Annotated in this window: 21 protein-coding genes; 11 read left to right on the top strand and 10 right to left on the bottom strand. The window is 50.3% G+C overall.

Annotation, left to right across the window (positions count from 1 at the left end; all coding sequences use genetic code 11):
* Positions 1 to 61: 61 nt before the first annotated feature.
* The 6 genes from RBT11_11655 to RBT11_11630 all read right to left on the bottom strand — a co-directional run bounded on the left by RBT11_11655 (position 62) and on the right by RBT11_11630 (position 7810).
* Positions 62 to 1114 (bottom strand): 4Fe-4S binding protein, encoded by a 1053-nt coding sequence (locus tag RBT11_11655; protein MDX9787428.1) that lies wholly within the window; start codon positions 1112 to 1114, stop codon positions 62 to 64.
* An 87-nt stretch (positions 1115 to 1201) separates the two neighbouring features.
* Positions 1202 to 2611, bottom strand: a complete 1410-nt coding sequence (locus RBT11_11650) for a 2-hydroxyacyl-CoA dehydratase family protein (protein MDX9787427.1) — start codon at positions 2609 to 2611, stop codon at positions 1202 to 1204.
* 70 nt (positions 2612 to 2681) lie between these two features.
* Positions 2682 to 3851 (bottom strand): 2-hydroxyacyl-CoA dehydratase family protein, encoded by a 1170-nt coding sequence (locus tag RBT11_11645; GenBank protein ID MDX9787426.1) that lies wholly within the window; start codon positions 3849 to 3851, stop codon positions 2682 to 2684.
* Between the two features lie 89 nt (positions 3852 to 3940).
* On the bottom strand, positions 3941 to 5572 hold the full coding sequence (locus RBT11_11640; protein MDX9787425.1) for an NAD(P)/FAD-dependent oxidoreductase: 1632 nt from the start codon (positions 5570 to 5572) through the stop codon (positions 3941 to 3943).
* Positions 5573 to 5644: 72 nt separating this feature from the next.
* Positions 5645 to 7249 (bottom strand): NAD(P)/FAD-dependent oxidoreductase, encoded by a 1605-nt coding sequence (locus tag RBT11_11635; protein ID MDX9787424.1) that lies wholly within the window; start codon positions 7247 to 7249, stop codon positions 5645 to 5647.
* 111 nt (positions 7250 to 7360) lie between these two features.
* Positions 7361 to 7810, bottom strand: coding sequence for an SCP2 sterol-binding domain-containing protein (locus RBT11_11630; protein MDX9787423.1), 450 nt, complete (start codon positions 7808 to 7810; stop codon positions 7361 to 7363).
* A gap of 911 nt (positions 7811 to 8721) precedes the next feature.
* On the opposite strand from RBT11_11630, the gene RBT11_11625 reads away from it, so the two are divergent.
* Together RBT11_11625 and RBT11_11620 are read left to right on the top strand one after the other, a co-directional pair.
* The gene (locus tag RBT11_11625; GenBank protein MDX9787422.1) at positions 8722 to 9876 is read left to right on the top strand and encodes a TetR/AcrR family transcriptional regulator; all 1155 of its coding nucleotides are present in this window, start codon (positions 8722 to 8724) and stop codon (positions 9874 to 9876) included.
* 332 nt (positions 9877 to 10208) lie between these two features.
* Positions 10209 to 10850 carry an NlpC/P60 family protein gene (locus RBT11_11620; GenBank protein ID MDX9787421.1) on the top strand — a complete coding sequence of 214 codons (642 nt, stop codon included), beginning with the start codon at positions 10209 to 10211 and terminating at the stop codon, positions 10848 to 10850.
* Between the two features lie 205 nt (positions 10851 to 11055).
* Here the strand turns inward: RBT11_11620 and RBT11_11615 are convergent, their stop codons facing one another.
* The 4 genes from RBT11_11615 to RBT11_11600 all read right to left on the bottom strand — a co-directional run bounded on the left by RBT11_11615 (position 11056) and on the right by RBT11_11600 (position 14636).
* Entirely contained in the window at positions 11056 to 11934 is an 879-nt protein-coding gene (locus RBT11_11615; GenBank protein MDX9787420.1) for a LuxR C-terminal-related transcriptional regulator, read from the bottom strand.
* A 39-nt stretch (positions 11935 to 11973) separates the two neighbouring features.
* Entirely contained in the window at positions 11974 to 12426 is a 453-nt protein-coding gene (locus RBT11_11610; GenBank protein ID MDX9787419.1) for a pyridoxamine 5'-phosphate oxidase family protein, read from the bottom strand.
* Positions 12427 to 12611: 185 nt separating this feature from the next.
* A complete protein-coding gene (locus RBT11_11605; protein MDX9787418.1) occupies positions 12612 to 12986 on the bottom strand; it encodes a pyridoxamine 5'-phosphate oxidase family protein in 375 nt (124 codons plus the stop codon).
* 87 nt (positions 12987 to 13073) lie between these two features.
* Positions 13074 to 14636, bottom strand: a complete 1563-nt coding sequence (locus RBT11_11600) for an SDR family oxidoreductase (GenBank protein ID MDX9787417.1) — start codon at positions 14634 to 14636, stop codon at positions 13074 to 13076.
* A 239-nt stretch (positions 14637 to 14875) separates the two neighbouring features.
* Between RBT11_11600 and RBT11_11595 the strand changes: the two genes are divergently transcribed.
* From RBT11_11595 to RBT11_11555, 9 genes are all read left to right on the top strand, one after another.
* Positions 14876 to 16651, top strand: coding sequence for an SLC13 family permease (locus RBT11_11595; protein MDX9787416.1), 1776 nt, complete (start codon positions 14876 to 14878; stop codon positions 16649 to 16651).
* 12 nt (positions 16652 to 16663) lie between these two features.
* On the top strand, positions 16664 to 17140 hold the full coding sequence (locus tag RBT11_11590) for a pyrimidine dimer DNA glycosylase/endonuclease V (protein ID MDX9787415.1): 477 nt from the start codon (positions 16664 to 16666) through the stop codon (positions 17138 to 17140).
* Positions 17141 to 17158: 18 nt separating this feature from the next.
* The gene (locus RBT11_11585; GenBank protein MDX9787414.1) at positions 17159 to 18109 is read left to right on the top strand and encodes a DUF523 and DUF1722 domain-containing protein; all 951 of its coding nucleotides are present in this window, start codon (positions 17159 to 17161) and stop codon (positions 18107 to 18109) included.
* Complete coding sequence (locus RBT11_11580; protein MDX9787413.1) at positions 18102 to 18251, top strand: hypothetical protein; 150 nt, start codon at positions 18102 to 18104, stop codon at positions 18249 to 18251. Before RBT11_11585 ends, RBT11_11580 begins: the two co-directional genes overlap by 8 nt.
* Positions 18252 to 19061: 810 nt before the next feature.
* Positions 19062 to 20756, top strand: coding sequence for a hydantoinase/oxoprolinase family protein (locus tag RBT11_11575; GenBank protein ID MDX9787412.1), 1695 nt, complete (start codon positions 19062 to 19064; stop codon positions 20754 to 20756).
* 102 nt (positions 20757 to 20858) lie between these two features.
* Positions 20859 to 22181, top strand: a complete 1323-nt coding sequence (locus RBT11_11570) for a histone deacetylase (protein ID MDX9787411.1) — start codon at positions 20859 to 20861, stop codon at positions 22179 to 22181.
* 121 nt (positions 22182 to 22302) lie between these two features.
* Positions 22303 to 23223, top strand: a complete 921-nt coding sequence (gene epmA, locus RBT11_11565) for an EF-P lysine aminoacylase EpmA (GenBank protein MDX9787410.1) — start codon at positions 22303 to 22305, stop codon at positions 23221 to 23223.
* Between the two features lie 147 nt (positions 23224 to 23370).
* Positions 23371 to 24711 (top strand): FAD-dependent oxidoreductase, encoded by a 1341-nt coding sequence (locus RBT11_11560; protein MDX9787409.1) that lies wholly within the window; start codon positions 23371 to 23373, stop codon positions 24709 to 24711.
* An 88-nt stretch (positions 24712 to 24799) separates the two neighbouring features.
* Positions 24800 to 25084 (top strand): YjbQ family protein, encoded by a 285-nt coding sequence (locus RBT11_11555; protein MDX9787408.1) that lies wholly within the window; start codon positions 24800 to 24802, stop codon positions 25082 to 25084.
* The last annotated feature ends 25 nt before the right edge of the window (positions 25085 to 25109 follow it).

Raw genomic sequence — 25109 nt, 5'->3', positions numbered from 1 at the left:
TTATGCATCCCAACATCCCAGCCTCCCAGCATTCCAGCATCCGGCTTTGCCGGATTAGGGTTTATTGTCTTGCAAGCATTTGGTTAAAAACCTGTTCAAGCGTCTGCGGCGGCTCCTCTTTTTCGCTTTTTTTCAGCTTCATGCTGATGGCTTCAACGGCGCATTTCGGAACGCAGAGCCCGCACCCGATGCACCGTTCCTTACTGACCCGGTATTGATCCGCTTCATCCTGGTAAGGGGCTTTCATGGGACATATTTCCAGGCATTCGCCACATCCGATACACACATCCGAATCAATAACTGCCTGATAATAGGATGTTACAAAATCTGCGGGATTCGGTAATTGCGCAATATTTTTCAGCACGCCGCAATGGCAGGAACAGCAGCAACAGATATATTCCAGTTTCTGCGTATTGCTCGCTTCCAGCACCAAGCCGTTTTCCTCCGCCCGGTCTAGAATTTGCAGCGCCTCATTCTTGGTGATTTTCCGTGCGTTTCCATTATCCAGGTAAAATCGCGCAAAGGTACCGAAGGTCAAACAAGTCTCCGACGGGTGACGGCATTCATTCCCCAGAAGTTTCTGCTCTTGCCGGCAAACGCATTGGGCAACCCCGATCAAATCATCGTCACGGATCAGTTCCCTGATTCGGTTGTAAGTGGCGATTTTCGAATTGGCATTGAAGGCGTTGTTCACCGGAACAACCCGCAGTTGATCACTCAGCATCGTCGGTTTATTCATCACAAGAAACGGCAGAAATTGCTCAAACAATTCCGCAAATTCCTTATCCATTCGGTTCACCTGAAACTCCAGAATGCCGACAATAAAGTGAACAGCCCGGTATTTCGGTGTTTCTCCGTCGAACTGGCGGAAAATCAGTCCATTTTTCACCATGGTTTCCAATTTCTCTGATAGTGCCTTCTCGTCCATCCCCGTTCTTGCAGCAATGTGCGGCACACTTTCGGCTTCCACTTTTAATTTGACGGCAAGTTCGGCCTGATCCGGGGTAAAAAGCTTTTTCAGGATTTTGATCTCCACGCCACTCGGGGTCGCCGGATATCCCCCCGGCAGACTGTCTAAAAATTCTCTTAAGCGAATGTAACCCTCTTCACCCATAATCTTCCTCCCTTGTTTCACCCCTAATGGTTAGTAAAATATCAAACCGATGATATCGGGCCTGCCCGAAAACCTTATCCGATTGAGTTACATGACGGTCTGAAAAAACTCCGTCAGTTGAATCTTAACCGCTGAAGGTGGCGCAAAGCGTTTGTCGATCAGATCGGTTTCCCAGGAAAAGCTGGGAATGCCAAGCTCTTCAAGCAAGGCATCGCTGAGAAGCTTCGGTAGTGTCCAGGCGTATTTGCAGGAATGGTTTCCCCCGAAAATCGCGGCATCGGCGCGGTAGGCCTTGGCGGTCGTCACGATATCGTTGACATGCAGATCGGTATACGTCATGACGGTTCGGTGCATCGGACTGTTAAAAGATCGCCATGCCAACCCTTCGATCATGGACTCTACCGAGGAAGTATTCACGAGTCCCACGATTTCAGCGGGGTAAATGGAAAGCCCGCACTCCAGATAAGAGCTGCCGAAGGTTTCTTCCAGCCAATCGGCCAGATAGATCGCGTGCCCCGTAAACCCATAGGTCCAGATCGTGCGAATCTCTTTTTTCCCTTCAGGCAGAAAACTGAGCTTTTGGTCGTGCCGGGCTTTTGCTTCATCGTAACAGATCTTCATGTAGTCTACGACCTTTTCACTGGTGCCGGCCAGAAACAACGATGCGGTATCCAGCGCCCGGTGCATGCCGGGGTCCGGATTGGGAATCTGCCGCCTGAGCGCCTGAAGCCCATACAGATATTCAAGCTGCTGATTTCCCAGGGTCACCGTGCTTCTGAGACGATCCTCATCAATGGTGTGTCCCGTGATTTTTTCAACTTCCTCGATCATTCGCTTGTACTCGTCCACAAAATACTTGAACGCTCTCGGGTTGTAATAATAGGGCGAATCCACGCTCAAAACCGGCATTTTGTAGCGATCCTGAAGATACTGGTAGAGCATGTTGCTCGAATCGCAGGGAGCGGTCGTCTTAACGAAAATATTCGGAACCGGCAACAGCCCTTTCTCGATGGCGCCAAAACAGGACTTCTGAAATGCGCACACATGTCCGGGAAATCCCTCCGCCTCTTTTTCATCAATCTCCGCTTCGACCCCATCTGTAAAAAGGGCTGACAGAAAAAGCGAAAACAATTCTGAAGAAAGCGGCGCCAGATCCATACTGAGAAAGATTTCCGGTGTCATGGATGGAAAGTGGCTGATAATGGGTTTTTCCTGGTCGATGGCATCCGTCAGGTTCACCAAATACTGTTTTACGGCAAGAACATGCGCCCGGATGGCATTTCTGTTTTTCTCTTTCAGTGCCGCTTCAATCAAATCCGGCTGTATTTGCGATAACACTTGAGCGTGGTATGGCGGTAGTTGTTCCACCATTGCCGGCAAATAGCCGGCCAGTTCCATCGGGGTTTTCGAGCCGGTATCGATTCCGCCGATTATCAGATCACACCCGGCATGCAGCCGGCGAATATAATCAAATTTTTCCAGAGCGGACGGTTCCATGGTTTTTCATTCCTTTTGGTTGAGTTGTGGTCCATATATCGGGTGACTGCGGTACGAACGGCCCCCGTTTTTATTTCCCGATTTTCTCCAGAAATGCTTGAACCCGGGTTTTATAACGCCCTGTATCGCCAGCCATATACTCTCTTTCAAGATGCAAGGTGGGAATTCCCTCTTTCTCAAGCACCTTGCTCTCCATTAAATTTTCGACGGCATGGTTATCGCAAAACGACATTCTTTCAAATATAACGCCATCCACCTTTGCATCACGGACCAGCTTTCGGGTAAAATCGAGGCGATTTGAATAACTGTTTACCATCCGCGGGCAGGAAATCTTGCTGAAGTATCGTTTGATAATCGCCGCCATGGGATCAGCCGCCTCTCCAATGCTTCCCTCAATGTATTTACGCATGGAACACAGCGAGTCGGTCACAACGATCGCGCCGGTGCTCTCGATCACATCCATCAGAAATGTGTCATCCAAATAGCTGCCACAGACCATCAGCCTTGCCCTGGCATCGTGAATTCCCGGTCGTGCGCGAAGTTCCTCAAGGGCCTCTTCGAGCATGTCGTTAAACACCTCTTTGGGCATCGAAAAACCGGCCTGGGCAATTTTCATGGCTTCCGAGCCGGTCAACAGCGGAAATTCAGCCGCGCGCAGGGCGTAAAGCGCCAGCATCAGTGCCCTGTACCGATCGTAAATTTGGGCTGCGCTTCGAAGGGAAGCCTCCGTCGCGCGGTATCCGAATTTCTTTCCGATATCAGAGGTCATATTCTGAATCTCTTCTGAATACCATGATAGCCGATTGGCACCGCCGACCTCATGCGGAACGGAAATCATACTGAGCACGGGGGTTTTTGTGTGATCCCGCCATTGCTCATAAATTCTTCTCATATGCTCGCAGCAATTGGTCACCACAAGGCCATCCAGAAAATCGTATTCTCCGGTCAACCCCAACTGCAACAGACACCTGGCAAAACTGCACATGATCTTGTTCATGTGAATATCGGCGTCTTCCGTGGTCTGACACCCCTGTGCGCCCATTCGTATGGGAAGAATCTTTCCGGGCCCCTCGTGCGCGTAAAGCACCTCTTCAGGGACATAACTGCAGATATACCCGAAAATTCTTCCACCGGCATTCTTCCATTGCGTGATGTACGGGTTCTCACCGCGTAACGGCAAGTTTAAAAGGGTCTCAAGGGAGCTGGTCTTTTCCGGGGGTTGCATTGCCTCCATAGCCATTATGCGTTCTCCTTTTTTAGCTGATAGCTGATAGCTGATAGCTGATAGCTGATAGCTCATAGCTGATAGCTGATAGCCGAAAGCTGCTGTTAATATCCCCGTCCGCTGGTTTCCCACGGCTTATAAGTCAGCCCCAAATCTTCGGCAATCACCTTATAAGCATTGTAACCGACCCCGCAGGAAATCCCTCCCAACGGATGCTGCCCGGAGCTGCAAAGATAGAGATTTTTAATTTCGGCGCGATACATGGCCGCCTCCAAAAACGGCCGGTTATGCGCCATCTGATCCGGATTCATGGCGCCCAGGCAAAAGTCGCCTTCCGGTATCAGTTTATCATCCTGAAGGTCCAGCGGGGTTTCAAAAAAGTCGGCAATCACGTTATCGCGGGTCATATTCGGCGCCCACCGGGTGAAGTGCTCGATGATTCGATCGTTGTAGGTCGCTCTGACTTCCGCCCACTCTGCTCGGGTAAGTTTGCTTGCTTTGGGAAAGAAAATCCATGCCGACATGGCATGCTTGCCCGGAGGAGCATAAGTCGGATCAAACAGGGAATTGACCGCACAAAAAAGACCCGGAATTGTTGGAATCTTGCCGGCCTCGACTTCCCGGACATGATCGATCAACTGCTGGGGCTCATCAAATCCGGTGACCACGATCAAGCACTTGTTAATCGCAGGATCATGCTTGGCGCTCTTATAATTCGGCGCCTCATGAAGCGCCATATGCGTGGAGCCGAGCACGCAGGAGCGGCCGTATCGAAATGCTTTGGTCCGTTTGACCCAAAGAGGGCTCAGATTTTCCTCGCCCACCATGCCAAGCAGTGTCTGCTTGAGATCCGCATTGGAGGCGACCAGTTTTCCGGCACGCATTTCAGTCCCGTCCGTCAGCCGCACACCGACGGCTTTGCCGCCTTCCACGATAATTTTCGATACGCCGGCATTTTCATAGAAATCCGCACCTGCGTTGACCGCCGCCATTACCATGGCATGCGCCAGGGTATGGGTTCCACCGATGCCCAGGCGAGAGTTTTGCTCAATGAAAAACAGGCTGATCAAGGCAATCGGCCCCATTCCCATCATTTCCAGGGAGGTTCCCCAGTCTTCCAGCCCTTTGTAGAATAGCGTTCTTAGTTCCGGCGTTTCAAAAAGATAGTCGACCAACGTTCTTCCGGACCCATAGTTGAGATGCGCGGGCAGTCCCATCTGCTCCATCATGACCATTCCGACGGTATGCAAGGGATCGGGATTCTCTTTACTCGGCATGGTCGGCGGGTTATAGAAAAACTGGCAGAACAGGGGTTCCAAGGCGACCGCTCTTTTTCGGCACGCCACCCAATTATCCGCATCCTGCTTTGAATAGACCGAGATGGATTTGTGCGAAAGAGCAAAATTTTCTTCCTTGGCCACACTATGAAGCACAATGGGCGGGCGCCCGTCTGAAAAAGCGATGCCGAATTGCGCATCCGGATAAACCGTTCTGGCGCCTAAACTTTCCAGATTAAAATCGTAGTAAAAGGGCATCCAGTCCATAAATTCCATGCACTGCGCATGGTTGTGCAAGAACCCCGGCGCCGTGGTTTCCCGCGTACAAAAGCATCCGCCCTCTTCATGTTTGCGTTCAAGAATCGCTACTTTTACCCCGGATCGGGCAAGATAAGCCCCAAGAGTAAGGCCCTGACTTCCGCCGCCGATAATAATCGCATCATATTCGTTATGTGGCATGGCACACTCCTTCTGATTTTTGTATCCGGGCAAATAGAATGGCCCGGCACGTTTAGCGGTTTAAAGCACCGATCAAACTTCCGCCCACCATTTTTCCAAACCAAAATCATCCGCAATGACGCTCAAGGCATTATAGCCGGGACCGAAGGTGATAAACCCGTGGGGATGCGTACATGAACCGCAAAGATACAGCCCCTTGACAGGTGTTCTGTATTGAGACAGCATGCTTGCGGGGCGTTGGGCCAGGAGGTTATCGTCCGCTATCTTTCCCACCATCCAGTCGCCGTTGACCATGTTGATTAACTTGGCGCTGATGTCATAAGGCGTATAGGGCTTTGCCATCAGAATATCGGCATCCGTGAAGTCCTCGCAATATTGCTGCCATTTTGAAATGCAGCGCTGCATATAGACCTTTTTGAAATTGTTGGCATCCCAACCGCCGGACCCCTTATCCCCGATTTCGTAAGGTGCAAACAATCGAAGCATGCCGGTAGCCGCCCCCTCCGGTGCATCATAGGGGTCATAGAGGGAATTGACCGCCACATTCAATTTTGGCTCCGGTACGCGCTTATTGCGGATATCCGCCCAATCGCGGCTATAATCTTCCAGGGTATTATAGCCAATATTCAACACCCAGGCCTTATTGATATCCGGATCAAATTGCGCTGCCTTATAGGTGGGGATCTTGCGCATCGCTAGATGAACCGTGTAGGTAGAGGCGTCCTGGTATTTGTAACCATCCACCACCTTATGGATATCATCCGGCACGGCACCCGCCGGAAGCATTTTATTGAACGTTTGATCCAGATCAATGCTGCTGGCAACGAGCTTGCTCGCATGAAACTCGGTGCCGTCTTCAAGGCGAACGCCTACGGCCCGGCCATCTTCAAGCAGTATTTGTTGAACCGGTGCCGCGGGCAGAAGCGTCACACCGGCACGCCGCATCTGGCGCCACAGGGCATGGGCCAAGCGATGCGATCCGCCCAGAGCGAGTCGCCAATTATCGATTTTCCCGAGCATAAAGGGAAAAGAAACTGCCAGCCCCACCGTATCCGTACAATACCCGCACACCGCGGCATGGAATGCCAGCATTACTTTGATCTTCTCGTTTTCAAAATGCTTATTTAGAAAATCGTGAACCGTCATGGACCTGAGTTTGGCCCTGAAAAACTCAGTCTTTTCTTCCACACCGAAACTGGTCAGGGCACGGGTGATATCATTGACATGAATCGGCGGGGCATACATGAGCGCCTGAATCATCAGATCCTGAAACCCCTTTACCTCTTTATAAAGACGCATGAAGGTATCCGCATCCTTGGTGGAGAAACGGCTCATCGACGCGTGGGTTTTTGCCATATCTGTATGGATCGTGATCGCGGTGCCATCTTCAAAAATAGAGCCCATCTGAACCGCAGGATGCGCATAGGTCACACCATCATCGCCGATCAATCCCAAATCGTCATACACCGGACACAGCCCCACGAAGGTGTGATAATTGCTGTGAAGGTTATGAAGGTGTCCCGGCAGGGTATAGCACTCCGTGGACAACCCGCCGCCTTCTTCCTGCCTTCTTTCCAGTACCAAAACACGCCATCCGCTTTTTCCGAGATAGGTCGATAACGCCATGCCATTATGCCCCGCGCCAATAATAATGGCGTCATAATCCGTGCTTTTCATTCTACCTCCCCCGCTAAAGTTGAAATGAATCGATATTCTTTACCTTCAGATTGTCAAACGCATACCGCAGAGGCTCCGGCGGCTGAAAGCCCATCGCGCCGCCAATCCCCCTTACGACTGATACGGAGGCTTTCCCTTGGCCCAGTCCGTCGGGTTGTTTTGGACATATACGCTGTAAATGGCATCCATGAGTTTGGTATGCTGCATCAACAGCCGCATATCGCCGCGAATGCTGATGGCGCCGGTGAGTCCGGCTTCCACAGGGTCCAGAACACCAGCGGCAATACCTTCAAAAACGCTGGCAGGGCCGGTAAATCGATATTGAAGGTTTTTTCCGGGAATTTTTTCAGGAAACTCTTTGTAGTCCACCAGTGCGCCATCCTGTAGACAAATAAACAAATTTTTGGTGACGCCTTCGGGAACATACGGTGATTTGCCATCCCCCACGACTTCCATGGCCATTCGCCACTCGCCCGGCGGTGCCGTCTTTTTAAGCGCTCCAGTGCTGTTGGCTTGTTCCATGATCGCGTCGTACCAATCCTTAGTAAAAATTTCAGGCATACTCCCCCCTAATGTGATGATGTGGCAGTCATATTGATGCGTGCAAAAAATGGTTACTCGTATGTTAAGGTGCTAACTTTAGTATTACATCGATTTTGAATTGCTTGGTTTTGGCGGGCTTTTTACAGAACCGCCGAATCTTTATGGCGCCTGACGTAATGGAAGAGAAGAGTAAGTGGCTTAGGCGCCTTGTCTGAATTTAATCATTGAATACGATTAAACTGAGGATCTGTCAATATTTATTTTTAATTTATATAAAATATTTTTAATTTACAAGTTTAACAATTAGTTGTCATGCCGAGGTTTTATATTTTTTTCGTATTGACGTAAAATTTTAATGTAAACATTGCAATAGAAACCGCATACCATCATTGCAAGCCATCTATTTTCTATTTAGCTTGTATTTATTTGATATTTATTATTTTTAACAAACTGCGTGATGGGATCGCCCCTTATTTCGCCTTTTTCACATGCTATTCTGTCTCGTTCATTTCATTTTCTTGGAACAGGGAATTGAAACTGCAATCCATGAATGACACCGAGTACGCTTCAAGGTTTTATTTAACTTTATTTTTAAGGTGTTATTATATTTTACCGCTGAAATACGGAGTCATTAGGCATGAAGCCGAATTGGTTAAACGTTATGAATAATCCTCATTCATATTTTAATATCTTAATTTTTATAAAAATTTTTTTATCCTCTCAGGTTTTAGCGGCAAGATACAAGCTGTTAACTTCAGGTGAAACCGAATTAGGATTGACAACTGTGAATGCGCATCGCTATACTTAATCGACACGAACAAGGGGGAAAGGAAACAATTCGATAATTTACACCGGGAGATAAAAGTCATTCCGAGCTTTTCTCAACTTTTTACAAAAAACCGCATCTTAAAGAAAGCACTTTAAAATAAATGAGTCCCAAACGAATAAAAATTATACAATCCGCCGAGAAGGTGTTCTCAAAAAAGGGGGCAACTGCTGCAACCATTTCAGAAATCGCTAAAAAAGCCGGCGTATCCGACGCCATCATTTACCAGCACTTTAAAGGAAAGGAAGATTTACTGCACTCCATTCCTTATGAACGACTGCAAGAACTTATCAACCGGGCTGAGGAAGCACTCCAGGGAATAAATCACATCGAAAGCTGCCTTAGAAAACTTTTCTGGTGCCATCTCAGCTTTTTCGCACAACATAAAGAACTCGCGAAAATTCTTATTTTGCAATGCCGACCGAGCGATCATTTCTACACAACCCCGGCTTACGAGGTATTGCAAAAATATGAATCGATTATAGCGGGTATCTTGCAAAATGGGGTTCGTGAAGGGATTTTTCGTGAGGATATACCGATGTCCTTTGTACAGGATGCCATCATCGGCATGCTTGATTTTGAAACATTGGGAATAGCGGTAACCGGTGAAACGGCAGACCCCATGGCAAATATAGATGACATGATCGCGATGATCCATGCCATGATTTCAAAATCAACTGTTAGCGTGCAACAAATTTCCACTGAAGACAAGATTTTGATTGCCGCTGAAAAAGTATTCGACGCAAAAGGATTTCTAAAGGCAACCATGTCTGAAATTGCCTCCGCCGCCGGCGTCGCCGAAGGAACGGTTTATGATTATTTCGCAAACAAAGACCAACTGATGATATCCATTCCCAAAAAACGAATAGAACGGTATTATACCAAAGTTGAAGAGCTGTTTCACGCTACTCGCCCTGCAACCAAATTAGAAAGATACATTCAGTTTATTTTTTCATTCTTTTTAAAGGACTATGAAATATCAAAGGTATTTTATCAAATTCTGCTGAGCCAGCAATTTTATGCCTCGGATGGTTATAAATCTTTTCAGCACCACTTCGGGGTTATCGAAGATATTGTGACCGAGGGAGTAAAGACCGGTGATTTTCGCCCGAATGCCAATGCGCGGCTTTTCCGGAACATGTTCATGGGAATATGCACGCGCTTTGCCATCTCATGGTTTATTCTGGAACAACCGGCCGACAAGATAAAGCAAGTGAATATGATGACCGAGTTACTCATCTCCTCGATTAGCACTTAACTTGGCGCCTCGGCTCCGGATTAACCTAATCCGGCAAAGCCGGATGCTGGGATGCTGGAATGCTGGAATGCTGGGATGCATAAAAGCCTTCTTTCACCTTCGGCGAATATACATGCAAAAGCGTGCATGTTTCTGGTAAAGGGTATATGGTGATCGAAAGGGCCTAAAATATTAGGATCATATTCAACTTCATTCCCTTAACTGAAACTTTCAGATATCGTTCGCGCTCGCTTGCCGGGATTTGCGCTTTCGTATGTGCCCTGCTGGCGGTGTCGGGTTGCGCCTGGAAAACGCTTCCGCCATCATCACAATCAATGACGGAAATCATTCCCGTGCGATTTACCATTCAGGCCGGCGCTTTTTCCACCGTTGAAAATGCAATACGCCTGACCCAAGCCCTGGAGCTTAAACGCCTCAGCGCCTACTACTATCATGACAAGTCCGGGCTTTTCAAAGTACGTTTCGGCGATTTCGCATCTCAAGAAGAGGCCATGGTGAAAGCCAAATCTCTTGTGAACGCGGGCATTATCCGGGAACATTACATCGTATCCCTTGCGGGGTATCCGGCAGCAAAATCGTTAGCATATAACGCCCCTGCCCTGCGGGAAAGTCTTGTGGAAACGGCCGAAAACTTCATCGGACTCCCCTATCAATGGGGCGGAACTTCACCGGATGAAGGATTTGACTGCAGCGGGCTTGTCATGGCCGTCTACCAGGTTAACGGCTTCAACCTTCCGCGCTGCTCTCAAGACCAGTATGCATCCGGCGAACCGATAGATCGGCACGACTTGAAAAAGGGAGATCTCGTCTTCTTCTCTTTTATCCACCCCGACCAAATCTCTCATGTCGGGGTCTATACCGGCAATGATGGCTTTATCCATGCGCCGGGAAAGGGAAAAACCATTCGTAAAGACGCCATTTCCGATCCATGCTTCGCGACGCGATATGCCGGCGCACGAACCTATCTGAGATGAATCTCCGCACCGGTTATAACGGCCACCAGCCGCCTCTGAAAACGCAAATGGAAATTACCAGGTATTCCACCCAAAACCATGCAGACCGGCCAATCAAACAGACCGTCTTTATGGGGAATCCGTCAAAAATCCGCTGGTAGTTTTTTGAGGCCGGCGGGAAAACGCTTTCGGCCACCAAAGCAAAGGAACTTGATAAGAAACCCAGCTATTTTTCAAGGGTCATCAGATAAGACCTCAGGTTGCGGTTCTGATTACTGATGCCAAGCTTTTTTCGAATGTTTTTTCTATGAAAACTAACAGTTGCCTCTGAGATATGGAGCAGATCGGATATTTCCTGGGTGCTTTTTCCGTCTTTCACCAGCGTTGCAATCTGCATTTCCTGGGGGGTCAGGAAAATATTAAGGTGGGACAGGCTTTGCATCAACGGGGAAATGATATCATTCAAATGGTCAACGATGATATCCACGATCGTTTTTTCCCTGGCTTTAAGCGGCGCGGTTTTTAATTTGTTAAGGTAGGGGAAAACCAACTCCTTCACATTCGCCAGCACTTTCTTTTCCAGCTCCAGTTTATCCGCCTCACGCTGTTTTAGCAGCACTTTCAACGCAATATTCGTCTCCTCCAGCGCTTCACGGCTGTTTCGCAACGCCTCTTCCGTAAGTTTCAAATTCGTGATGTCCTCGTGACTGACCACCACATACACCGGCCGCCGGCCGGACATTCGAATCACGCGGATATAATACCAGTACCTGGCACTAGGCGAATGACAGGGATAATCATGCACAAACTCTTTACGCAGGCCCTTGGTAACTTGACCGATACCCGCTGCAATTTTTTTCGCTACAGCCGCATCTTCTCCCTCGGCGAGCTCGCAGATTCTCAGGTAATTCTCACCGATTGAATCATATCCGCTGGACTTTCCGTTTTGCACGGCAAAATCCCGCCACGCCTGATTGGTATCCACAATGACGCCATTTTCATCCAAAATAGCAATGTGGGCGGACAATGAATCAAACACCGAGCGGGCGTCGAGTTTGCAAACCGCTGACTCATTCGAGCCGCTGTCACTGGTATTCTTTCCCATGTCGTCCTTTCGTCAAAAAAACGGAAGGGGGTTTTGATGTTAAGTTATCTGCAATGTCATCACATTCTGAAACTGTTTTACAAGATAATAGGTATCCGCGATAACACAGACCAGGGCAGTGGCGGGCTCAGCGATAAACGCTTTTAGATGGGGGTGCTTGTCAACAAAGATGTCCGCAAATGCCTTACGGCTGCTGCTATCCATAACCTCGACGGCCTTTCCCGTTACCGTGACGGCTGCAGCCTCCTGAATATCAGCCACCCGATTCGTGCTGCTGTTGACGAGCACGGCCACCTTTGGATGCATCAGAATATTATTGAACTTTCTGGTGCTTTTGGGCGTTGCAAATATAAGGTGCTTTAGATCCTCAGTTCCTGCAATCGCTACCAAACTCGCAAACGGCTGCCCATCGCCATAGGTCGAAAGCACGCCCAATTTCTGGCGAGTTATCAATTCGAGAACCTGCTGCCGAATGAATTCTGTATCCGTCACTATGCATCAACCTCCGGTCATCTGTTTATGGGCCTTGATCATCGTTTCGGCCACTTTCCCACGGCAGGGAGGCGGCGCCAGGGTGTTTTTGGAAGAGCGGCAGGCTGTTTGAGCGACAGCGAGTTCCTGCCGGTCTGGAAAAAATACCCTGGCGTGGCCGAAATCATGATCATAGCCGGTTTATGTTATTCACCCGCTCCGATTAAGGGAAGCTCCTTGTCGATGCGAAACACGCCCACAAATTTGGTTTCTTCGCTTCTGCCGGGCGTACTTCTTCTACGCAGACGTTCCATTAATTCGCTGTTTTCTTCCTCTCGAATTTTTGTCAGGAAAAATCGTTTCCCCCTATAGCCGACGCCTTCCTCGATAAAAAGGTAAGCCGCCCGGGGATTGGTTTGAAGATTGGCATGCGTCAGCCGATCAAGCATGATAAAGGCAAAGGTGCCCTCTTCCATCACATGCGGTCGCGCATAGATCGCTGAATCGACCTGTCCCTGAGCATCGGCGGTGGAAAGAACCCCAATGCCTTTTGTACTCTCGAAATAAGATTTTAAATCCATATAGCCTCCATATCATCACCATTTACCACGCAGTTGAAAAAGTCGATTGAAGTTGAGAATAGCCATGACCCCATAGGCCGTTTTGCGCTAGAACAATTTACAACTATCCGGTATTTTGGGGGTAAAACGCTCAGGCCGGGTAATTAAAGGCTTTCCCGCGGCTTCGGCGATCCCTTTCAACATACCGGTAAATACCCACTGATGAAAGGGATACAACGCATACCAGTAAAGCAGCCCCGCCACGCCCCTCGGCAAAAACCGGGACAAAAGTTGCAATTCGGTTCGCCCATCGGCTTTGGGAATCACCTGAATATCAAGCAACGCTTCTCCCGGCAGTTTCATCTCCGCCAATAGGCGCAACCGGCTCGGCGGGTCAACTTCCAAAATTCGCCAGAAATCAAGCGCGTCACCCACATTCAGTTCTGACGGGTGACGACGCCCCCGGCGAAGGCCAAACCCGCCGGCCAGCCGATCCACCCATCCGCGAAGCCGCCAGAGAAAGTTCTGAGCATACCATCCGGTTTCGCCGCCAATGCGGCGGATAGGTTCCCATACCGCCTCAGGCGACGCTTTCATTTGACTCCGGTACCCGCATTCCATGATGGCGCCGCCGGCCCATCGGGCATCCCCGCAATAGGCCCATTCCGGCGGAATCATTCGGCCGGCGTCACTCCAACAGGTATCTATTTGGGACTGAGCAAGGCGCTCCAGCGCAAGGCGAATCGCTTCCCGGCAAGACAATAGCGTCTGGGGAATAATTTCCTTAATTCGGTTTTCGGTGCACACCGTCGGCAAACTCAGCCCTTCCGTCAGCGGCCGGGCGATGGCCGCCGGTACCGGGGTGATTAAATGAATCCATCTTGCGCTCAACCCGGGGGTAAGCACCGGCACCGGAAAGATTTTTCGCGGCGGCAGCCCCGCTTCTTGTGAAAAAATCTGTATCAGATCTGTGTATGATACGACATCCGGTCCGCCGATATCAAAGGTTTTCCCCAGCACCGCATCCTTTTCAAGACACCCCGCCAAATACGCAAGCACATTCGTCACGGCAATGGGCTGTGTGGGCATGGTAACCCATTTGGGCGTAATCATAACGGGAAGCCGCTCCACCAAATACCGCAAAATTTCAAAAGAAGCACTGCCGGACCCAAGAATCATGGCAGCCCGAAGCACCGTGACCGGCACCGGCCCGGATCGCAATATGGTCGCCACCTCATGCCGGGAGCGCAGGTGTTTACTGAGGTTTTGATGCGTGGTTTCGCCCAATCCGCCCAGATAAATGATCCGCTGAACGCCGGCCCGTTCCGCCGCCCAAGCCATGTTCTCAGCAGCTTTTCGGTCAGCCTCGACATATCCGGCCTTTCCGGCAATCATGGAGTGCACCAGATAATAAACCGCCCGGCACCCTTTGGCCGCGCCGACCAATGAGTCGGCGTCCAACACATCCCCGGCCACCAGACTCACATTCGGATGCCGCGCCCAGGGTCTGCACGCCAACTTCGCCATGGAACGGCCAAACGCCCGCACATGAACGCCTTTTTCGAGCAGCAGCGGCACCAGGCGACCGCCGATATACCCGGTGGCGCCCGTTACCAAAACCGGCAGCGTGTTCATGACGATTTCTCCATTATCCACCTTTGTCAGAACCATACTTTTGTGCGACTTATTTTTCCGTCAGCGGTTGTGAATCATCTCAACTTTCAACTATCACAATTTTTAATTATGGTAGGGGATTTCAGTGAAATGTCAAGCAGGCTCCTCCGCACATTCGCCAACGGACGACAAAATTTTCCTCTTTCCATATAGCGGATAATTCGATAAATTAGACATCTCGGCGTTCTTTGTTTATAATGCATTCATTAACCGCACCCTCCTGATGAGGCCCTCCCATGAGCGTCTGGGTCGTATCCGCGATATTGCTGCTGACCCTTTATCTGCTCATTTCCGAACAGATATCAGCCGGACTGACCGGCCTCGGCATCATGTCCCTGCTGGTTCTCTTTAAAATCCTTACCCCCAAGGAGGCGGTAGCGGGCATTGCCAATCCCGCGGTGATCACGGTTGGCGCCATGTTCATTATCAGCAAGGGAATGATGCGAACCGGAGCCGTTGAATTTATCGGTCGACGCGTGATAAAGCTGGCCAAGGGCAATTCGACCCTCGCCCTGGTCGTGATTTTGCTCACAATCGCCCTTGCCTCCGCCTTTATCAACAACACCCCGGTGGTGATTCTCTTTATTCCCGTGGTCATGACCATGTGCTGCGAATTCGGCCTGAGCCCTTCCAAATTCCTGATACCCATTTCCTATGCGTCCATTCTTGCCGGCACCTGCACGCTCATCGGCACATCAACCAATATCATTATCAGTGATTTAAGCGCCCAATACGGTTATGGCCCACTGGGCATGTTTGAACTCTCTCGTCTTGGCGTTCCTATCGCGATTTTCGGCCTGATCTTCTTGTCTTTTGGGGCGCCGCGTTTATTGCCCTCGCTATCAAATCCGATCTGCCGAATTCAGGACAACACCCATCGCCGGTACCTGGCAGAGCTTAAAATTCCACGAAAAAGCGCCCTGATCGGCCAAGCGCCCGCACAGGCATTTTCCAAAAACTATCCAGATTTGGAAGTTCTTGAACTGATCAGGTATTCGCATATATACCACCCCACACGAGACACCGTCGAAATTGCGCCGGACGATCTGCTTCTGGTGAAAGGCTCCTTGAATGATCTGGTTGCCATTCTGCATCAGGAAGATGTGACACTACCCCGGTCCGAGGAAGGTCTATCCTTTAATGCCGGCAAAGACGAGCCGATTGTCGTGGAATTGATCATTTCGCCCCAATCCCAAATGTTGGGCCAGCGGCTTATTGAAACGGAGTTGATGCGAAACCCGGATATCAACATCATCGCCATCAAGAGAAGCAATTTGCATTTCACGGAAAGGCAACTTCATGATGTGCGCCTTAAGATCGGCGATATCATGCTGGTATGGTGCTTCGCCAATAAACTTGGCGCCATTCGGGCGGGCAAAGACTATATCATGATAGAAGATGTGTATGAGGAGATTATTCATAAACGAAAAACATGGATATCTTCGATCATATTTGCCGGCATGATCACGGCAGCCACTTCCGGATTGGCCGATATTATGGTGTGCGCGCTTCTGGCGGCATTTTTGATGATTCTAACGGGCTGCTTGCAGATGCGCGATGCGTACAGGGCGCTTCAGGGAGAAGTGTTGTTGCTCATTGCCGGAACCATCGCTCTAGGCACGGCCATGGCGCAAACCGGTACCAGCCAGCTCTATGCGCATGCTTTTTTACGGCTACTCTCGGGCTATTCCCCCCCTGTCATTTTGGGCGGCATCATCTTGATGACCAGCATCAGTACGCAAATATTAAGTAACAACGCCACGGCCGTTCTCATCTTGCCCATCGCCATCTCAGCGGCAACTTCACTGGGGGTGGATCCGAAACCGTTTATTGTCGGAGTTTGCTTCGGCGCCAGCGCGTGCTTTGCCACGCCCATCGGTTACCAGACGAACCTGCTGGTTTACGGCCCGGGCGGATACCGGTTCAGCGATTACCTGAAACTGGGCATGCCATTGAATCTGATGGTATTGATCGCCGGCGCCCTTTTTATTCCGCGCCTGTGGCCGTTTTAACGTCGGAGAGAAATGAATATTTTCGTGCTGGATACCGATTTTGAGCGCTGCGCCCGGTACCATTGCGATCAGCATGTCGTCAAAATGATACTTGAAAGCGCGCAAATTCTTTGTTCGGCACTTCACATTCATGGGTTTAACACCCCCTATAAACCAACCCATTTAAAGCATCCCTGCGTGCTGTGGGCAGCCGCCTCTTATGATAATTTCAATTGGCTGAAAAAATTGATGGTTTACCTTAACAAAGAATATCGATATCGTTTCAGAAAAAGCATGGATCACCGATCCATCGACATTCTCGGAAAAATTAACGGGATGGCCTATGAGGCCAGGGGGCTTACCCCATTTGTTCAAGCCATGCCGGAAAAATATCAGGTGCCCGGCGATGCGGTGCGCGCGTACCGAGCGTATTATATCGGCGAAAAACTCAAATTCGCAAAATGGCGAAGACGCAGGCGTCCTCCTTGGACACGGGCGTTACCCTTTTAAGGTCGAGAGGAAAAAACAATGGATCAGGCAATTCGAATAGGCATCAGCGCTTGCCTTCTGGGCGAAAAGGTTCGATATGACGGCGGCCACAAGAAAGACCGGTTTCTCACCGATACCTTGGGGCAATATGTAACCTATGTTCCCGTCTGCCCGGAAGTCGAATGCGGGCTCGGTGTGCCTCGGGAAACCATGCGGCTCGTCGGCGACATCGAAGCGCCGCGGCTGGTAACCACCCAAAGCGGTATCGACCATACGGCGCAAATGGTCACATGGGCGAGGCAACGCGCGCAAGCGCTTGAATCAGAAAACCTGTGCGGATTTATTTTTAAAAGCGATTCTCCCAGCAGCGGCATGGAGCGGGTCAAGGTATATGGAAAAAGCGGCATGCCAGTCAAAAAGGGCGTGGGCGTGTTTGCTCGAATTTTTATGGCGCATTTTCCGTTTTTGCCGGCGGAAGAAGAAGGGCGCCTTCATGATCCCGCGCTTCGAGAAAATTTTATTGAAAGGGTGTTCGTGTTCAAGCGATGGCGGGAACTTTTATCCGGGCAGAAAAAAAGAGGCGAGCTGGTCGCCTTTCATACCCATCACAAGCTAATGATACTCGCCCACAGCCCCGCGCATTACAAGGAAATGGGAAAACTCATCGCCAAAATCAAGGTCATACCTGCCGAAACACTTTATGATACCTATCAATCCCTGTTGATGGCGGCCCTGCAATTAAAAGCCACGCCCGCCAAAAACACCAATGTCCTTCAACACGTCCTAGGATATTTTAAAAAGCAACTCACCGGGGATGAAAAACAAGAGCTTCTCGATATCATCAGTCTTTACCAAAAACGCCATGTCCCGCTCATTGTGCCGGTGACCTTAATCAATCATTATGTGCAAAAATACAATCAACCCTATTTGAAGTCGCAATTTTTTTTATCCCCCCACCCTATTGAGCTAAACCTTAGAAATCATGCGTAAAAAGATGGTCGCTGCTTCAGCCATCGGCATTTATAAAGGGAATATGCAGGCGTTGTTTCCCGATTTATTTTTCCTTGTGGGTTGGTTTTTCGGGCTGTTTTTCTTTGCTTGGCAACTGACAAGCACCTTTCAGTCAGGATGAAATGCCCATTTTAGGCAAAATGACCAATTGAAACAGCAGCCATACACCAATGACAATCAGTATCACAATCAGATTATACATGGTTATACCTCCTTAATCGGGAATTATTCGGCAAAAGATCCTCCCTTTTTGCGCGTCGGCGTTCCCGCTTTCGCGTCGCCCGATCCGGGGCCTTTGAGCCTGTCTTTATGCCCTTTTTTATAATGTAAACCATAAAACTCGACGCATCACAATGAAAGAATTGCGGGCATCCGCCTTGATTATGACGTATAAAATGAATTAATACAGGGGTTGACGATATAAATTGACTCGGCTTAAACCCCATGTCATATTTTGTAAGAATTCAGCGGGCACGATGTGGCAATGCTTCGGCTCTATCCGAAAAGGAGGCAGGCAATGGAGGGAAACAACCATGCAATGAAAAAGAACATCTCGGCACCCGCATGGCAATCGCATGTAGAAATGAACAGCTGGGAACAAAAGCCTTGCGGGGAATCGAATGGAAGCTGCGGCACTGTTTGAACGCGTTCCGCGTGAGTTTGCCGCAGCTGGAATCCGATTTTTCTCAAGGCTGAAGCGGGCTATGGGGTACATGCGATTGCCCTGTCGGCGCCCACGTGTCGTATTGACAACCTTATTGATATTAGATAGAAAATTTAATTCAATAATGTTTCCTAACAAAACGATATGAAAAACAACAAAGCAATATTTTTCCCGACATGAATAACAGCCCCGAGCATTCTGAAGTGCCGAATAAAATTTCTGAATGCGGGACGTGTTTTTCATTAACCATGGAATCAGGGAATTACTATGATAATCGGCCTGGATGTCGGCGGTACGCATACGGATGTCGTGCTTTTGGGAAAGAACGGACTGATTCGTGAATTTAAGATTCCCACCAATCAATCCGACCTGTTTGAGACGGTATTGACCGGCTTGCATCAAGTTACCGACGGGATTGATCCGAACACTATCGGGCGGGTGGTTTTCAGCACCACGCTAACCACCAATGCAATCGTCCAGAAAGAAACACCGCCTGTCGGAATAATCGTCACAGCCGGACCGGGGATTGATGCTGCTTTGCTTCAAGTTTCCGATCATTATCATTCGGTAACCGGGGCGATTGACCATCGTGGGCGCGAAATTCAACCGGTCAACACGGATGAAATTATCGCGATCTCCCGAAAACTCGTAACCGCTGGTGTGCATTATGTCGGAGTGGTCGGAAAATTCTCCACGCGCAATCCTTCTCACGAACTTAAAATAGCCTCCCTCCTGGAGGGGCAATTTGAAAAAGTTTTTTTAGGGCATCAAATGTCCGGCAATCTGAATTTCCCCAGAAGAATCGCTACGGTTTATCTCAATGCCGCCGTTTACCCGATTCATAAAACATTTTTCGAGGCCGTCCAAAAATCCCTGGTGGAAAAAGGGATCCTTAGATCGATCAAGATTCTGAAGCCTGACGGCGGTACCATGAGATTTGATTCTTCCATCGATTATCCGGGCCACACGATCCTTTCCGGACCGGCGGCCAGCGTGATGGGCGCCCTACCGTACGCATCCAAAAATGTGGGAAGTCTGGTACTCGATATCGGCGGCACTACAACCGATATGGCGGTTTTGGTTGACGGCGTTCCCCTGCTGGACCCGTTGGGCGCTGAATTGGGCGGGTATAAAACACTGATCCATGCCATGAACACTCACTCGATCGGTGTCGGCGGAGACAGCTTTGTCCGCGTGATAGATGGTCGCCTGGAGATCGGGCCGGACCGCAAGGGCCCTGCCATGGCCTTTGGCGGTTTGTCGCCCACCCCCACGGATGCGCTTTTCGTCTTGGGACTCATCTCTGATGGAAATCGCCAAAAATCCATTGACGGCCTTACGCCGGTTGCCGAAGCCTTGGGAACAACGGTCGAAAATGCAGCGGCCCTGATCCATGAGAAAACCTGCCAGGATATATTGGATGCGGCGACGCAGATGATCGTTCGCATTAATTCCAAACCGGTTTATACGGTTCACGAACTCCTCGAAAATTACAAGGTTAACCCAACTGAAATATTAGTGCTTGGCGGACCTGCGGCCATTTTGTCCAAAAAGCTTGAGGAAATAAGCGCGCTAACAGTCCGGGCCTTACCTAACAGCAAGGTAGCCAATGCCATCGGTGCTGCGCTGGCTAGAACCACCTGTGAGCTGACCTTTTTTGCCGATACCGAGCAGGGAATCTGCACGGCACCGGAAGAAAACTATCTGAAAAAAATAGGAAAAGAATTCAGCAACCAAGATGCCGTTCGGGAAGCCTTTGAGCTGCTCAGGCACAAGGGGCTGCAAATGGGCGCCGACCCGGATCACCTTGAAATGGAAGTGGTCGAAAACATTCAGTTCAACATGGTCCGTGGATTTTATACCACGGGTCGAAATATCCGCACAAAAGTTCAAATCAAGCCGGGGCTTATTCACGGCTACGAATTATTTGCGGGCCTGGAAACACCGGCATCCCCCTCTTAAGGCGGCGGCGCCGGAAGCTAAACGCTTGAAGCCGGGAAGCCGGAAGGCTTTGAGGACAAATACCATCATGGATGGACATCGATATTAACAATCGGAGTAACTATGTTGCACGCTAAACATAAAACCGGCCTTGTGTTTTTCCCTGCTTTTGACTGGGCTATCAGCCCCACCCATCCGGAACGGGAAGAGCGGCTTCTTTACACTCAGGATCAGGTGATTGAAGAGGGCATTTTCGATATCGAAGGAATTCATGAATTCAAGCCGGGCCTGTGCACCGTCGAAGACATTCAACGTGTCCATTTTTGTGTTCCCGATGTTTCCGCAGTGACGACCGAATCCCATTTCATCAGCGCGGGCGGCGCGAAAACCATTGGAAAAGCGGTTCTCGACAAAAAAATCGAGCACGGTTTTGCGCTGGTCCGCCCCCCGGGACACCACGCCATGCGGGTTGTTCACGGCGCCAGGGGATTTTGCAACATTAATATCGAAGCAGTCATGATCGAATACCTGCGCACCGCCTACAATGTTAAAAAAGTGGCCATCGTGGATACGGATTGCCATCATGGTGACGGCACCCAAGACATTTACTGGCATGATCCGAACACCCTCTTTGTTTCGATGCACCAGGACGGCCGAACCCTCTATCCCGGCTCTGGGTTTGCCAATGAGATGGGAGGGCCTACAGCCGTGGGAACGACCGTCAATATTCCGCTGCCGCCGCACACCTCGGAAGAAGGGTTTCTTTATGCCCTCACCGATATCGTGTTACCCATCCTAAAGGATTTCAAGCCGGATCTTATCGTCAATTCAGCCGGCCAGGACAATCATTTTACCGATCCCATCACCAATATGAATTTTTCCGCGCAAGGCTATGCGGACCTGACCCGCCTGTTAAAACCGGACATCGCGGTTTTAGAAGGCGGCTATGCCATCGAGGGCGCCTTGCCCTATGTCAATGTCGGCATCATTCTGGCCATGGCCGGCCTCGATTACAGCAAGGTCGTGGAGCCGGATTACGATGCAGAAAAAACAAGACAAACGCCCGGCATCATGGACTGGATCAAACGAACCGGTGAAACCGTTTTGGGCAATTGGGCGCAACGTGAAAAAACGAAAGCCGATTTACTGTCAAAAAAGAAGCTCGACGAACGAACGCGCAATATCTATTATGACACGGACAATATTGGTGAACGGCAGATAGAAACCATTCGCGCCTGCCCGGATTGCCCTGGCGCCTTGAAAATCGCTTCGTCCAGTGATCGTGGTGTTCAGATTCTCGCGGTTCATATTCCCATTGATGCTTGCGGGGAATGCACCCATCTCGGGTATCAGTGGTATGAATCCGCTAATGGAGCCGATTATAGCCACATTTACCTGCAGGACCGGAAAAAAGATATCTATCTCGTCCGCGCCCTGGGCAAATAATGATACGGCACCAACGCCATGTCAAAGCCGGGTGGGCCTGCGCACTCAATTAAGGTAGGCCGTTGGCCGCCAAGCAGCCCAGCCGCCCATCTGCCGGCTAAGGGAATAACTCGTTACGCTCGTGACCCCATACAGGCAAACCCATATTCGGGAAAATCTTCGGCTTCGCGCTGGAATATTACAACTGGTTCGGCGGTTTTTTAACAACAACCACTTTCTCGAAGTCGAAACCCCAATCCGTTTATCTACCCCGGCGCCCGAACGGCACATCGAACCCATCCCTTGCGGATCATGGTGGTTGCAGCCGTCCCCCGAGCTTTTTATGAAGCGCCTGCTTTCCGCCGGATATGCGCGTATTTTTCAAATCTGCAAATGTTTTCGACACCGGGAACGAGGGCGCAACCATCTGAGCGAATTTACGATGCTGGAATGGTATTGCGCCGGGATTGACTATTTTGATTTCATGGACCAGTGTGAAGGGTTGGTTCGGACCGTTGCTCACGGCCTCGGTACGCCGGATACCCTTCATTATCAGAACCATACCGTCGATATCAGCGCCCCGTGGTCGCGCATGTCAGTGGCGGATGCCTTTTCCCGCTGGGCAAAGCTGACACCCGAGGCGGCCCTGGCGCAAGATCGATTCGAGGAAATCATGGTCAACGACATCGAGCCGATGCTGGGATTCGATAAACCGACTTTTTTATATGATTACCCGGCCGCCTGCGGGTCGCTAGCCAGGCTGGACCCTTTGCGTTCCGATGTTGCCCAACGCTTCGAACTTTACATCTGCGGGCTTGAATTGTGCAATGCGTTTGTGGAATTGACTGACCCGGTGGAACAACGCGTCCGTTTTGAAGACGAACGCAGCGCTATGGCCCGCGCCGGAAAAACATGTCACGCCTTGCCGGAAGCCTTTCTTTCCGCGCTCGGGGACATGCCGGAGGCCGCCGGTAATGCGATGGGCATCGATCGGCTCGTGATGATCTTCGCTGACACTCGCTGTATCGACGATGTGGTGGCTTTCACACCGGAAGAAAGTTAAACTAATAGCTGATAGCTCATAGCTGATAGCTCATAGCTGATAGCTCATAGCTGATAGCTCATAGCTGATAGCTGATAGCTGATAGCCTACCGGCTTTCATCCATATTTTTTTTCATAATGGGTGAGCACTAACAAAGGAGGTCATATATGGATTTTGTCATTATTGGCGGGGATGCCGCCGGGATGAGCGCGGCCAGCCGGGCCAGGCGCCACCTCCCCGGCCTAACCATAACCGTGTTTGAAAAGACACAGGATGTTTCCTACAGTGCTTGCGGCATGCCTTACAACATCGCCGATGCGAGCAGCGATATCGAAGCGTTGGTGGTTCGGCACGCGCAGGTGTTCCGCGACAAACAAGATATTCACCTGCTCACGGGCCATGAAGTAACAAAAATTGATATTCACAGAAAACAAGTCTCCGGCATCACATTGGACGGCGCCTCCTTTTCGCATGGGTATGACAAATTGCTGATCGCCACCGGGGCCTCTCCGACCATTCCCCCTATACCCGGTGTCGACTTGCCCGGTGTATTGCCCCTTAAAAACCTCGAAGACGGCAGAAAAATAAAATCTTTTCTCGCGGATCAACCGGTCCAAAAAACAGTCATCATCGGCATGGGATATATCGCACTTGAAATGTGCGAGGCGCTGAGCGCCAGAGGCATTCAGGTCGACATGGTCAAACCCCGGCCCGGCCTGTTGCCATGGATGGCGCCGGAACTGTCAACTGTTGTAATCGACACGCTATCCGCGCATCATGTGGGCGTTCATGATGGTCATCACATCAAAAAAATTGAAAAAGAAGCCTCTTCCCTTCGGGTTGTCTGCAAAGAGTTAACCCTTTCCGCCGACATGGTATTGGTGGCTACCGGCGTTCAGCCCAACAGCGCCATCGCTGCAGCCGCCGGCATTTCCCTCGGCGCCGGCAGTGCCATTGCCGTGGATTCATTCATGAGAACCAGTGTAGAGGATATTTATGCTGCCGGCGACTGTGCCGATGCCCTGCATGTGGTTACGGGAAAAAGCGCCTGGATACCCCTGGCGCTCAGGGCGAACCGGTCCGGATGGGCAGTGGCGGATAGTATTGCCGGCAAGGCCACAGCGCTTGAAGGCATCGCCGGTACAGCCGTTTTCAGGGTATTTGATCTTGAGGTGGCCCGTAGCGGTCTCACGGAGAAAGAAGCGCTGGCCGCCGGATTTACACCCGAATCCGTGACCATCCAATCCCGATCCCGAGCGCATGGGCATCCCGGGGCCACCCCCATATGGGTTCATATGGTCGGCGACAAGGGTTCCGGCCGCCTTCTGGGAACTCAGATGGTGGGGCATGAAGGCACTGCCCACCGGATAAATGCCATCGCCGTCGCCCTTCACAATAAAATGACGGTCGCCCAGTTTAGTCAAACAGATCTGGCCTATGCCCCGCCGTTCGGGCCGGTGTGGGATCCGATGCTGACCGCGGCTGTTCAATTGATGAAACAAATCTAACCAACAAAAATCGTGCTGCCTTGCCGCAACCCGGTAAGGACGGGCGACCGGCCGGTCGCCCCGACTAACGGACCAACAAGCCCAATGGATGAACAACATCCTAAAAAGCTATCGCAAAGAACTTTGGTTTGAGGTTCCCACTCGCCGGGCCTTTATCAACATCACGCCTTATGTACAGGAATGCCTTCTGGAAAGCGGGATTAACGAAGGACTTTTGCTCTGCAACGCCATTCGCATTATGGCATCGGTTTTCATCAATGATGACGATGAGTCAGGGCTTCATCTCCATTATGAGAAATGGCTTGAAAAACCGGCTCCCCATGAACTGATCACTCGGTATCGGCATAATGTGGGAGCAGATTTTTTACGGTGAATTCGATGGGCAGCGGAAAAAGCGC

The organism is Desulfobacterales bacterium (assembly GCA_034003325.1).
Taxonomy (GTDB): Bacteria; Desulfobacterota; Desulfobacteria; order Desulfobacterales; family JAFDDL01; genus JAVEYW01.
This window is presented reverse-complemented; position numbering and strand designations above follow the sequence as displayed.